We start from the raw sequence: 12,746 nt of genomic DNA, 5'->3' as shown, positions 1-12,746 counted from the left end.
TCGACACTACAAAATTTTAGGTTAAGATAACGGTGCTCTCAAAGTGAAGTATACAGGAGCTTTCGCAGCTATTTGTATATCCTGTTTATTTAGGGAAGTTAAGTTGTAATATGCAGACTTTGGGTATGGAAAAGGAGTTAAAACGAGAGGCTGTTACTTTATAAAAATAACAGCCTCCGTTTCAATGATAAAAAGATTTCTTATTTAGTCTTTTCTTCTACCCATTTGCGGGCGTTGACAAACGCTTCTATCCATGGAGTAATCTGATCGCTGTTCTTACGGTCAGCAGGATAGCAACCATTCTGCCACGGGAAGATAGCACGTTCGAGGTGAGGCATCATTGCCAGATGGCGGCCGTCGGCGCTGGCAAGACCTGCGATCGAATAATCGGAACCGTTCGGGTTGCCGGGGTATTCATCGTAGCTGTATTTTGCCACTACGTTGTATTGGTCTTCATCGTAAGGCAGAGAGAATTTACCTTCTCCGTGAGCCACCCAGATACCCAGTTTGCTGCCGCTCAATGAGCCGAACATTACACTGCGGTTGGTCGGGATTGTCAGGCCTACATAAGTCGATTCGAATTTATGTGAGTCGTTGTGCAGCATCTTGCCTTTCTTTTCGTGTTCCGGATTGATAAGTCCCAGTTCCATCATCAGCTGGCAACCGTTGCAGATACCCAGTGAAAGCGTATCTTCACGTGCGTAGAACTTATCAAGTGCCTCTTTGGCTTTAGGGTTGAACAAGAAACCTCCTGCCCATCCTTTGGCCGAACCGAGTACGTCGGAGTTGGAGAATCCACCGCAGTAAACAATCATATTTACATCTTCCAGTGTTTCGCGTCCGCTGATCAGGTCGGTCATCGTCACGTCTTTCACGTCGAAGCCGGCAAGATAGAGTGAGTAAGCCATTTCGCGTTCGCCGTTCGTTCCTTTCTCGCGGATGATGGCAGCGCGGACACCGCTTGGAGTACGACGGTCCGGAGTGATACCATACTGAGAGAGTTTACCTTTGAATCCGGGCATGAAAGCGAATTCAACCGGTTGCATCTTATAGTTTTCGAAACGTTTCTTTGCGCAGCCGTTCATAGACTGTTTGCGGTCGAGCAGGTAAGAAGAAGAATACCATACGTCGCGCATATAGTCAACACCGAACTGATAAGTAGCGTCGCCCTTCGATACCAGGATATGACGTTCGTCGGTCGGTTTACCCAGTTTCACGAATCCTACGCCTGCATCTTCCAGAATCTTTTTCACTTCTTCTTTATGCTTGTCACTGATCTGGATCACGATACCCGGATTTTCTGCAAACAGAATCTTGATGATATCTTGTTCCTTCATCTTGTCGAGGCTGATTTCCATACCGCCTTCAACGTTGGCGAAGCACATTTCCAGTAATGTAGTGATCAGACCACCTGCTGAGATATCGTGTCCTGCCAGGATCAGTCCCTTGTTCACCAGTTCCTGTACGGCGAGGAAAGCATCGCGGAAGTATTCGGCATCCTGTACGCAAGGCACGTCATCGCCTACTTTACCCAGAGACTGTGCAAAAGCGGAACCTCCTAGCTTCAGTTCGTCGAAGCTGAAATCGATATGATAGAGTGTTGTCTTTTTGTTGTTCACCAGTACCGGAGATACGACTTTCTTCACGTCGGATATTTCGCCGCCGGCAGAAACGATCACTGTTCCCGGAGAAATCACTTTCTCACCGTTCGGATATTTCTGTGTCATGGACAAAGAATCCTTTCCAGTAGGAACATTGATTTGCAGAGCGCAGCAGAAGTCGCTCAATGCCTTCACGGCAGTGTAAAGACGGGCGTCTTCACCTTCCTGTGAGCGGCACGGCCACATCCAGTTGGCAGACAGGGAAATGCTGTCCATGCCTTCTGCCATCGGAGCCCATACAAGGTTTGTCAGTGCTTCGGATACCGAAAGGATAGAGCCGGCAGCCGGATCAGCCAGTGCGGCTTGCGGAGCGTGACCGATAGAAGTGGCGATACCTTTTTCACCACGATAGTCGAGTGCTACGACACCACAGTCGCTCAACGGCAACTGAAGTTCGCCTTGGCATTGCTGGCGGGCCACTTTACCCGTTACGGAGCGGTCTACCTTATTTGTCAGCCAGTCCTTACAAGCTACGGCTTCGAGTTGCAGCACATTGGTCAGGTATTCATGTAATTTCGGCAATTCGTATTCCGGCATTTCATAATGACGTTCTACGGTCTTGTCGATCATATAAGTCTTCGGAGATGAACCGAACATCTGCTCAACGGCCAGGTCGAACGGACGTACGCCGTCTGCCTGCTGGAAAGAGAAGCGGTGGTCGCCGGTTGTTTCACCTACTACGTACATCGGAGCGCGTTCGCGTTCGGCGATCTTACGTACATGTTCGATGGCTTCTTCTTTGATCAGAAGTCCCATACGTTCCTGACTTTCGTTGGCGATAATTTCTTTAGCGGACAATGTCTTGTCGCCGATCGGAAGTTTGCTCATGTCGATCAGACCGCCACATTCTTCCACCAATTCCGACAGACAGTTTACGTGACCTGCCGAACCGTGGTCGTGGATAGAAACTACCGGATTCACATCTTCCTCGCAGAGTGCGCGTACTACGTTGTTGGCACGTTTCTGCATTTCGGCGTTGGCACGTTGTACGGCATTCAGTTCGATACCGCTGCTGTAACGACCGGTATCTACAGAAGATACGGAACCGCCACCCAGTCCGATACGATAGTTGTCTCCACCGATGACGACTACTTTGTTTCCTGCTTCCGGAGTACCTTTGAGGCAGTCACGTTGTGTGCCGTAGCCTACACCGCCCGCAAGCATGATTACTTTGTCGTAGCCGTAAACTTCGTTGTTTTCCGTGTGTTCGAAAGTCAGTACCGAGCCGCAGATCAGCGGTTGGCCGAACTTGTTACCGAAGTCGGAAGCACCGTTGGATGCCTTGATCAGAATCTGTTCCGGAGTCTGGTATAGCCATTTGCGTACCGGAAGAATTTCTTCCCATTCGCGGCCTTCGTCCGTGCGGGGATAGGAAGTCATGTAGACAGCAGTACCTGCGATCGGCCATGAGCCCTTGCCACCACCCATACGGTCGCGGATTTCACCGCCTGTACCGGTAGATGCGCCGTTGAACGGTTCTACAGTCGTCGGGAAGTTATGAGTTTCTGCTTTCAGTGAGATGACGCTCTTGATGTCTTTCACCTGGAAGAAGTCAGGTTTTGAGTGATCTGCCGGAGCAAACTGTTCAACTACCGGACCTTCGGCGAAGGCTACGTTGTCCTTATAAGCAGAGATGATTTTATTCGGATTCTCCTGTGTGGTCTTTTTGATCATCTGGAACAGAGACGATTCCTGTTCTACACCGTCGATGATGAATGTTCCACCGAATATTTTGTGGCGACAGTGTTCGGAGTTGATCTGTGCGAAACCGAAAACTTCGGAGTCAGTCAACTTGCGTCCCAGATCGTTTTCTACCTTTTTCAGATAGTCCATTTCTTCTTTCGAGAGTGCGAGGCCTTCTTTTTCGTTGTAGGCTTCGAGGTCTTCGATGGATACGATAGGTTCCGGTTGGCGGTTGGTGGTGAATACGTTTTGGTCGAGTCCTTTGTACATGCGTTGCAGCATCGGGTCGTAGTCGGCATTTTCATCTTTTACCGGAAAATATTCTTCGATGCGGAGAATGTCTTCAAGTCCCATGTTTTGGGTGATTTCTACTGCGTTTGTACTCCAAGGGGTAATCATTTCGCGGCGTGGACCGACGAAACAGCCTTTCAGGTTTTCTTCACTTTCCGTCACGGCTTCTCCAAAAAGCCAGCAGAGTTTATTACTTTCGTCCGGGGTGAGCTGATGGTTGCTCTCTACGGCAATCACGCTCTTGGAAGGGGTTCTGAAAAAAAGAATCATGTTTATTTTTTGATTTTACGATTTTTCTGTGGCGCAAAGATAAGCAATTTTGGTGTATATAGTGACTCTTGTGTGGAAAAAACGTTAATATCCTATCCTCTTCTCATAAAAAAGTGCGATATTTGCGGCATGATTCAGATTGAGACAATATTCGATATAATAGTGAAAGGCTTTATTATAGGCGTTGTTGTGTCCGCACCTCTCGGTCCGGTGGGTGTTCTCTGCATTCAGAGGACGTTGAATAAAGGGCGCTGGTATGGATTTGTGACAGGGCTTGGGGCCTCATTAAGCGACATAGCTTATGCTCTGTTGACGGGTTATGGCATGAGCTTTGTGTTCGATTATATTAATAAGAATATTTTTTATCTGCAGTTGTTGGGCAGCATCATGCTGCTACTTTTCGGAATCTATACCTTTCGCAGCAATCCGGTACAATCCATCCGTCCGGCATCGTCCAATAAAGGTTCTTACTTTCACAATTTCATTACCGCATTCTTTGTCACGCTCTCCAATCCTCTGATTATATTCCTGTTTATCGGACTATTTGCCCGTTTTGCCTTTGTGCAGCCCGGTGTCGTGGTGTTCGAAGAAATTACGGGGTATCTTGCCATTGCTTCGGGGGCGCTGGTGTGGTGGCTCGGAATCACTTATTTTGTGAATAAAGTGCGCACTAAGTTTAACTTACGGGGCATCTGGATACTGAACCGTGTGATTGGCAGCATTGTGATGCTGGTGTCGGTGGCGGGATTAATCTATACGTTGCTGGGAGAGTCACTTTATTAAGAAGAAAACTTATGAATCAGATAGCCAGACAGCTTAAAGAGAAAAACATTGCCGAGTACCTTATATATATGTGGCAAGAAGAAGACCTGATCCGCGCCAATCATGGTGAGCTGGAGGAGATCGAGGCGAATGTGATCGCCCGTTATCCGGAAGATCAGCGTCCTGCCCTGCGAGAGTGGTACGGCAACCTGATCACCATGATGAATGAGGAAGGGGTATGTGAAAAAGGTCATTTGCAGATTAACAAGAACATCATCATCAATCTGACAGAGCTTCATAATGCGTTGACTTCTTCTCCCAAATTTCCTTTCTACAGTGCCGCTTATTTCAAAGCATTGCCGTTTATTGTAGAACTGCGGAATAAGAATGGCAAAAAAGAAGAGCCGGAACTGGAGACTTGCTTCGAAGCACTCTATGGACTACTTTTGCTTCGCCTGCAGAAAAAGCCTGTCAGCGAGGGAACTATGAAGGCGGTAGAAGCTATCAGCAGCTTTCTTTCCATGTTGGCAAACTATTACGATAAAGACCTGAAAGGGGAATTAAAACTTGATGAATAAATGAGAATTTTAGTGACGGGTGCCAATGGTCAGCTTGGCAATGAAATGCAAGTTCTTGCAAAAGAGAATCCGCAACATATGTATTATTTCACAGATGTGCAGGAACTGGACATCTGTAATAAGGACGCTGTTTGGGCATATATTGCTGAAAAGCGGATTGAGCTTATTGTTAATTGTGCGGCATATACAGCAGTAGATAAAGCGGAAGATGATTCGGAACTGGCTTACAAGCTGAACAGTGAAGCTCCTAAAACGCTGGCATGTGCAGCGCAGTTTAATGGTGCGGCGATAATTCAGGTGTCTACCGACTATGTTTTTGACGGCACCGCTCATATCCCTTATACAGAAGAATGCGATCCATGTCCGAATTCGGTATATGGAACAACGAAACTTGAAGGAGAATATGAGGTACTGAATCATTGCGAAAAGTCAGTCGTTATCCGTACCGCATGGCTTTATTCCACTTTTGGCAACAACTTCGTGAAGACGATGATCCGTCTGGGCAAAGAGCGTGATAGTCTGGGAGTCATTTTCGATCAGGTAGGAACTCCTACTTACGCCAATGACCTGGCACAGGCCATCTTTGCTATTATTAATAAAGGCATCGTTCGTGGAGTCTATCATTTCAGCAACGAAGGAGTCTGCTCCTGGTATGACTTTACGGTAGCTATTCATCGTTTGGCAGGAATCACTTCATGCAAAGTGAAACCGCTGCATACGGCGGAATATCCTACAAGAGCGAACCGCCCTGCATATTCCGTACTCGATAAAACAAAAATAAAAACAACGTTCGGCATCGAAATTCCTCATTGGGAGGAAAGCCTGAAAAGATGCATCGACACCTTATAATAAATATGGCAGATAATACAGAAATACAGAGACGGCGAACATTCGCCATTATTGCGCATCCGGATGCCGGTAAGACATCATTGACGGAGAAGTTATTGCTTTTCGGTGGTCAGATTCAGGTGGCAGGTGCGGTCAAGAGCAATAAAATCAAGAAAACGGCTACTTCCGACTGGATGGAGATTGAGAAACAGCGTGGTATCTCGGTGACAACTTCCGTAATGGAATTTGACTATCGGGACTACAAGATCAATATTCTCGATACTCCGGGTCACCAGGACTTTGCCGAAGACACATACCGTACGCTGACTGCTGTAGACAGCGTTATCATTGTAGTAGACGGAGCGAAAGGTGTGGAAACACAAACCCGTAAACTGATGGAAGTGTGCCGTATGAGAAAAACTCCGGTCATCATTTTCGTTAATAAAATGGACCGTGAAGGTAAGGATCCGTTTGACTTGCTGGACGAGCTGGAAGAAGAACTGATGATTCAGGTCCGCCCGCTGTCATGGCCTATCGAACAGGGAGCCCGCTTCAAAGGAGTATATAATATTTATGAGAAGAAACTGGACTTGTACCAACCTTCCAAACAAGTGGTGACGGAGAAGGTAGAAGTCGATATACATACGGAAGAGCTGGATAAGCAGATCGGTAAGCCGCTGGCAGACAAGCTGCGTGGTGATCTGGAACTGATCGAAGGAGTTTATCCGGAACTGGATGTGGAATCTTATCTGGAAGGAGATTGCGCACCTGTATTCTTTGGCTCTGCCTTGAATAATTTTGGTGTACAGGAATTGTTGAACTGCTTTGTGGAGATTGCTCCCAGTCCTCGTCCTGTACAGGCAGAAGAGCGTGAAGTGAAACCGGACGAACCGAAATTCACCGGATTCATCTTTAAGATTACCGCCAATATCGACCCGAATCATCGTTCATGTGTAGCATTCTGCAAGATATGTTCGGGCAAATTTGTACGTAATGCACCCTATCAGCACGTCCGTCATGGCAAGACCATGCGTTTCTCATCGCCCACCCAGTTTATGGCGCAGCGGAAAACGACCATTGACGAAGCCTATGCAGGAGATATCATCGGTTTGCCGGACAACGGAACTTTCAAGATCGGTGATACGCTGACGGAAGGAGAACTGCTTCATTTCCGCGGCTTGCCCAGCTTCTCGCCGGAGATGTTCAAGTATATCGAAAATGCCGATCCGATGAAGCAGAAACAGCTGGCAAAGGGTATCGACCAGTTGATGGACGAAGGTGTGGCACAGTTGTTTGTCAATCAGTTCAACGGCCGCAAGATTATCGGTACGGTCGGACAGTTGCAGTTTGAGGTTATCCAGTATCGTCTGCTGAACGAGTACAATGCTTCTTGCCGTTGGGAACCGGTAAGTTTGTACAAGGCTTGTTGGGTAGAAAGCGATGATCCTGCTGAGCTGGAAGCTTTCAAGAAACGTAAATACCAATATATGGCGAAGGACAGGGAAGGACGTGACGTATTCCTTGCCGATTCAGGTTATGTGCTTCAGATGGCACAAATGGACTTCAAGCACATTAAATTCCACTTCACAAGTGAATTTTAGTCTGCTTGGTGGAATTTAACAAAAATAATTGGTAAAAGGGGAAGAATTATGTTACCTGTAAATAAGGGAAGGAGAAATGAATACAACATTTTGGGAGAAAATCCAGCAGGGGGATGAAGAAGCATTCCGGCAACTCTACAATGAATATTCGGATTTACTTTACGGATATGGGATGAAGATTGCCGGTGATGATAATCTGGTAACTGAATCCATTCAGTCATTGTTCGTTTATCTGTATGAGAAGAGGCAGAGTTGTTCCGAGCCTCAGTCCATATCCGCTTACCTGTGTGTGGCGCTGAAACGCATGCTGCTGAATGAGTTGAAGAAAACTGCTAATGGCGTATTCACATCATTGGACGAAGTTAATTCAAGCGAATATAGATTCGATTTGGAGATAGACATAGAAACAGCGATTGTCCGTTCCGAACTTGAAAGAGAGCAGTTAGAAGTTCTGCAGAAAGAAATAAATGGCTTGACAAAGCAGCAGAGAGAGGTATTATACCTGAAGTATTATAAAAAACTGGATTCGGATGAAATAGCCGAAGTGATGGGGCTGACTTCCCGTACTGTTTATAATACTACCCACATGGCAATATCCAGACTGAGAGAGCGATTGAGCAAATCATTCCTGTTGACTGTAGCTGCTAATTTATGGATTTTTAATTGAGGTGAGGATATGGAGAATAGGAAAGAACTTCTGGAACAATATATGGAAGACGGCAAACTTCCTCTGAAAGGTGAGTTGTTTGCACGGAAGTCTGTAGTTGGTGGGAAGTTAGAAGAATTTCGTGAAGAAAAACGTGCGGATGCATTAACAAGCAGACCGAACGCTGCAGGAAGACAGAAACTGATTGTTCGCAGGAGCAGTCGTATTTACTGGAGAGTAGCGGCCCTGTTTGTCCTGCTTTTCGGAATAGGCGGTTATTACTATCTGTCGGAAGAGAAGATTACGTCTGAAGCAGTAGCTGTCGATTACAAGTTACCGGATGGCAGTTCTGTGAAGCTGATGCAAAACTCAACTTTGTCTTATAATAAAGTGAGCTGGCTTTGGGGGCGTAAACTGAATCTGCTCGGATCGGCCTTTTTTGACGTGACTCCGGGTAAAACATTTACTGTACGAACGGAAGCCGGAGATGTTACGGTGTTAGGTACAAAATTCTTGGTTGAGCAGGAAGGAAAAACGATCACTGTCAATTGTGAAGAGGGAAGTGTGAAGGTAGAGACACCAATCGGTGAACAGACATTGAATGCCGGTGAAAGTGTACGCTGTAATGAGAATGAGATTGGTCCTGTTCAGGAAAAGGAAGAACTGCCCGAAGTGCTCGGTTATGAAGATGACCCGTTGGTCAATGTAGTAGCAGATATTCAGCATATATTTGATGTGGAAGTGGTAGGGTGTGAAAAATATAATGAATTGTACTATAACGGTACGATACTGACAAAAGACCTGCATGAAACATTGAAAAAAGTATTTGGTTCTTTAGGAATCAGTTATCAGTTGAGCGGGCAGAAAGTCATATTAGAATAGACGGGAACAGAAGTCCGCGCCGTAAAAAAGAGAAATTATCCTTGATATAAAGCAGGAAGTGAAATCTTTCTGCAATTAAAAAACGCCTTTCAGAGTGCTCTGAAAGGCGTTTTTTAATTAAATCTATTTTTTCTTCTATTTTTCTTGGTAAAAAAGGAAAGAAAGCTCCTCTTATAAATATAAGGAACTATTTATAAACAGACAATAGGTAACAGGTAGATGAACTGTCCATGGCTAGACAGAATTTTAAGGGGAGTAAATTAATAATTAGGTAGAGAATTAGATTGCTTAAGAGAAGAAGTCTCTTGAAAAGAACGGAGAATGATGCCAATTGCTGTTTTAAGAGAAAGCAATAGCGAACGAATTGGCAATTAGTAAGTGAGTTTAATTTTATTGTTTTCCAAATGTGAGAGAAAATTGAAAGGTTTTCTCTTACATTTTTTTAGTTCGCCCAGCACGAACATATTCTAACGGGTGTAAGTCCCTAAAGCGCCCTGACAACGGGAAGTATATAGCCAACGGCAAGGGTGTCCATCGTGAGGTGGAATCTGAAGGAAGCCTGCGGCAAATATCTGGTCTGACGTACAGAAACTTGATATTAAGGCTTAAGGATGTGGATAAGTTTGCTAAACAAAACGAAGTCCTATAGTTGTCCGGAACATCCGAAGTAAATCAAGCAGACATAAGATGGAAAGAATATGTCCATAACTGGGGAGGTCTCACGGGCGAGGAAAAATAAATAAATACAGTCAAGCAGTAATAACGAACCGTGAGAAGTCAGCAGAGGTCATAGTAACCGACAAGGTAAAAAAATCGGCAGTCGGTGAAGGACTGAACTTTTAATCAAACAAGTACCATTTAATACTTTATGAAAGAGTCAATGCGGAAAATCAGTAAAACGAACTGCCCACAAATGGATAGGACAGCATCCGACGAGTATGTGGGAGTGCAGACTTTTATGGAGATAAAAGATGAGCAGCTTGTGGAAGTGCAATTGGAAGAAAACAATCTGTTGGAACTCCTTCTAAGTCCATCGAACTTGAATGCGGCATACCGCCAAGTCGTAAGGAATGGAGGAGTGGGAGGTGTCGATAAGATGGAGACGAGCGAACTGTTGCCATACCTTACCCTCCATAAAGACGAATTGTTGGAAAAGATACGCAGGGGGAAGTATCGTCCGTCCCCTGTGCGCAGGTTAGAAATTCCGAAAGACAACGGTAAAACTCGCCCATTAGGTATCCCGACAGTGGTAGACCGCTTTGTTCAGCAGGCAATCAGCCAAGTGTTGATACCGCTTTACGAACCTCAGTTCAGTGACAACAGCTTCGGCTTCCGCCCTCATCGTAGTGCTCACGATGCACTGCATAAGGTGCAGGAATATGCAGACCAAGGTTATCGCTACTGTATCGGTTTGGATTTGGAAAAGTTCTTTGACCGTGTTAACCACAGCAAACTGATAGAGGTCTTATCCCGAACCGTCAAGGACGGCAGTGTAATATCTTTGATACACAAATACCTTAATGCAGGAGTTGTAGTATCTCACAAATACGCGGAGACTGCCGAGGGCGTCCCCCAAGGTGGTCCATTGAGTCCTATATTGAGCAATATTCTTCTTAATGAGTTGGACCAGGAATTGGAACGCAGGGGGCACCCGTTTGTCCGCTATGCCGATGATTGTCTGATCCTTGTCCATAGTCTTCGGGCAACGGAGCGAGTCCGTGATAGTATTTCCGAGTTTATAGAAAAGAAGTTATTCTTGAAAGTAAACAAAGAGAAGACAGAAGTCGGTTCCATCTGCGGCAAGAAGTATCTTGGACACTCCTTCTACTGAAGAGCCGACCGTAAATGTGGTCTTAATCTTCATAAGAAAAGTCAATCCAAGTTCAAACGCACCATCAAGCACCTGACCAGCCGTAGTAGTGGTCAAGGCTACGCTTGGCTGAAACTCCACCTGACGCAATACATCCGAGGTTGGCTGACATACTATCGTTATGCCGATATGAAAGATTTTATAATCAAAACAGCGAAGTGGTACAATCGTCGTCTTAGAATGTATATATGGAAGAGTTGGAAGCGGGTACGTACACGTTTTGCCAGCTTGCAGAAGTGTGGCATCCCTCGTCGGAAATCTTGGGAATGGGCGAATACCCGTAAAGGCTATTGGCCCATTGCGGATAGTTGGATATTGCATAGAGCAATCACAACAGATAAGCTTGTAATGGCGGGTTATCCGTCAATGATAATTCTTTATACCCAATTGCATCGCAGTTAAGAGAACCGCCGTATGCCGAACGGCACGTACGGTGGTGTGAGAGGTCGGAAAACGAAAGTAGGAGGAAAACTTCTACTTCGTTTTCCTCCTACTCGATTGTATTCGTGAGCATCAGTTTTTTAGTAATTTTAATATAGTCAAACAAGATAAAACTAAGACTTCATGTTTATTCATCTTACTTTGTATTGTGTAATCTAACTAGTGATATAAATAATGAATAAAAATGGATTTAGTCGTTGTGCCGATATCTATATCGGCCGTTTGCGCGAGGAGGGCCGCTATTCTACGGCGCATGTCTATCAGAACGCCCTTCTTTCTTTTAGCAAGTTTTGTGGTGTCCATAGTGTGTCTTTCCGTCAAGTCACCCGTGACCGCCTTCGCCGTTACGAACAGCATCTTTACGCATGTGGTCTGAAGCCCAATACGATTTCCACGTATATGCGTATGCTTCGCAGTATCTACAATCGTGGTGTGGAGGCGGGTAGCGCTCCTTATGTCCACCGCCTGTTCCATGAGGTCTATACGGGAGTGGACGTTCGTCAGAAAAGGGCGCTTCCCGTCGTTGCACTTCGCAGGCTTCTTTATGAAGACCCCCAGTCTGACCGTCTCCGCCGTACCCAGGCTATCGCCGCTCTGATGTTCCAGTTTTGCGGGATGTCTTTCGCCGATCTGAGTCATCTGGAGAAATCCGCTCTTGATAGCAATGTGCTGCACTACAATCGTGTCAAGACGAAGACTCCCATGAGCGTCGAGGTTCTGGACAGCGCACAGGAGATGCTCGAGCAGCTCCGTAACCGACGGTCTCCCCGTCCCGGCTGTCCCGACTACCTTTTCGGCATCCTTCAGGGAGATAAGAAAAGGAAGGATGAGAAAGCTTACCGTGAATACCAGTCCGCTCTCCGGAGATTCAACTACTGCCTGAAATCCCTGGCAAAGCGGCTACGTCTCAACTTCCCCGTGACTTCCTACACGCTTCGCCATTCTTGGGCTACCACCGCCAAGTACCGTGGTGTCCCTATCGAGATGATCAGTGAATCCCTTGGGCATAAGTCGATCAAGACCACGCAGATTTATCTGAAGGGCTTTGAGCTGAAAGAGCGTACGGAGGTAAACCGGATGAATTTGTCTTACGTTAAGAGGTGCGGTTCTGGCCTGTATGTGTGATTTAGAATCCTGATATACAGTGTTTATCGGTGTGTGTTACTTCTTAGGTAACGGAATGATTCATGGCGCAAAGATGGACATATTTATGAAAATACGCAAACAAAAATG

At 45.9% G+C, this 12,746-nt stretch carries 8 protein-coding genes and 1 pseudogene; 8 read left to right on the top strand and 1 reads right to left on the bottom strand.

Annotated features, from left to right (window positions below):
- Nucleotides 1-200 precede the first annotated feature (200 nt).
- Nucleotides 201-3,905, bottom strand: coding sequence for a phosphoribosylformylglycinamidine synthase (purL, locus tag ACHLI0_RS06910; protein WP_490748731.1), 3,705 nt, complete (start codon nt 3,903-3,905; stop codon nt 201-203).
- A gap of 129 nt (nt 3,906-4,034) precedes the next feature.
- Here purL and ACHLI0_RS06905 point away from each other — a divergent pair, with 129 nt between their 5' ends.
- The 8 genes and pseudogenes from ACHLI0_RS06905 (at nt 4,035) to ACHLI0_RS06870 (ending at nt 12,638) form a co-directional block, all read left to right on the top strand.
- Nucleotides 4,035-4,688 carry a LysE family translocator gene (locus ACHLI0_RS06905; protein WP_008767802.1) on the top strand — a complete coding sequence of 218 codons (654 nt, stop codon included), beginning with the start codon at nt 4,035-4,037 and terminating at the stop codon, nt 4,686-4,688.
- A gap of 11 nt (nt 4,689-4,699) precedes the next feature.
- Nucleotides 4,700-5,245: a DUF4924 family protein gene (locus ACHLI0_RS06900; protein ID WP_490748730.1), complete on the top strand. Its 546-nt coding sequence runs from the start codon at nt 4,700-4,702 to the stop codon at nt 5,243-5,245.
- Nucleotides 5,246-6,094: a dTDP-4-dehydrorhamnose reductase gene (gene rfbD, locus ACHLI0_RS06895; RefSeq protein ID WP_490748729.1), complete on the top strand. Its 849-nt coding sequence runs from the start codon at nt 5,246-5,248 to the stop codon at nt 6,092-6,094.
- Between the two features lie 5 nt (nt 6,095-6,099).
- Nucleotides 6,100-7,674, top strand: coding sequence for a peptide chain release factor 3 (locus tag ACHLI0_RS06890; RefSeq protein WP_074858885.1), 1,575 nt, complete (start codon nt 6,100-6,102; stop codon nt 7,672-7,674).
- A 76-nt stretch (nt 7,675-7,750) separates the two neighbouring features.
- Nucleotides 7,751-8,341 (top strand): RNA polymerase sigma factor, encoded by a 591-nt coding sequence (locus ACHLI0_RS06885; RefSeq protein WP_008767805.1) that lies wholly within the window; start codon nt 7,751-7,753, stop codon nt 8,339-8,341.
- Between the two features lie 9 nt (nt 8,342-8,350).
- On the top strand, nt 8,351-9,202 hold the full coding sequence (locus ACHLI0_RS06880; protein ID WP_490748728.1) for a FecR family protein: 852 nt from the start codon (nt 8,351-8,353) through the stop codon (nt 9,200-9,202).
- An 868-nt stretch (nt 9,203-10,070) separates the two neighbouring features.
- Nucleotides 10,071-11,474 (top strand): annotated as a pseudogene (gene ltrA, locus ACHLI0_RS06875) (group II intron reverse transcriptase/maturase).
- A 213-nt stretch (nt 11,475-11,687) separates the two neighbouring features.
- Nucleotides 11,688-12,638, top strand: a complete 951-nt coding sequence (locus tag ACHLI0_RS06870; protein WP_490748727.1) for a tyrosine-type DNA invertase cluster 3b — start codon at nt 11,688-11,690, stop codon at nt 12,636-12,638.
- Nucleotides 12,639-12,746 lie beyond the last annotated feature (108 nt).

The sequence above is a fragment of the Bacteroides sp. RCH18 genome, assembly GCF_058231005.1.
Note: the sequence above shows the minus strand (reverse complement) of the source record. Positions and strands in the feature narration are given on the sequence as shown.

Coding starts and splice junctions, on each gene's coding strand:
- purL (WP_490748731.1), bottom strand. CDS start 3,905: ATGATTCTTTTTTTCAGAACCCCTTCCAAGAGCGTGATTGCCGTAGAG.
- ACHLI0_RS06905 (WP_008767802.1), top strand. CDS start 4,035: ATGATTCAGATTGAGACAATATTCGATATAATAGTGAAAGGCTTTATT.
- ACHLI0_RS06900 (WP_490748730.1), top strand. CDS start 4,700: ATGAATCAGATAGCCAGACAGCTTAAAGAGAAAAACATTGCCGAGTAC.
- rfbD (WP_490748729.1), top strand. CDS start 5,246: ATGAGAATTTTAGTGACGGGTGCCAATGGTCAGCTTGGCAATGAAATG.
- ACHLI0_RS06890 (WP_074858885.1), top strand. CDS start 6,100: ATGGCAGATAATACAGAAATACAGAGACGGCGAACATTCGCCATTATT.
- ACHLI0_RS06885 (WP_008767805.1), top strand. CDS start 7,751: ATGAATACAACATTTTGGGAGAAAATCCAGCAGGGGGATGAAGAAGCA.
- ACHLI0_RS06880 (WP_490748728.1), top strand. CDS start 8,351: ATGGAGAATAGGAAAGAACTTCTGGAACAATATATGGAAGACGGCAAA.
- ACHLI0_RS06870 (WP_490748727.1), top strand. CDS start 11,688: ATGAATAAAAATGGATTTAGTCGTTGTGCCGATATCTATATCGGCCGT.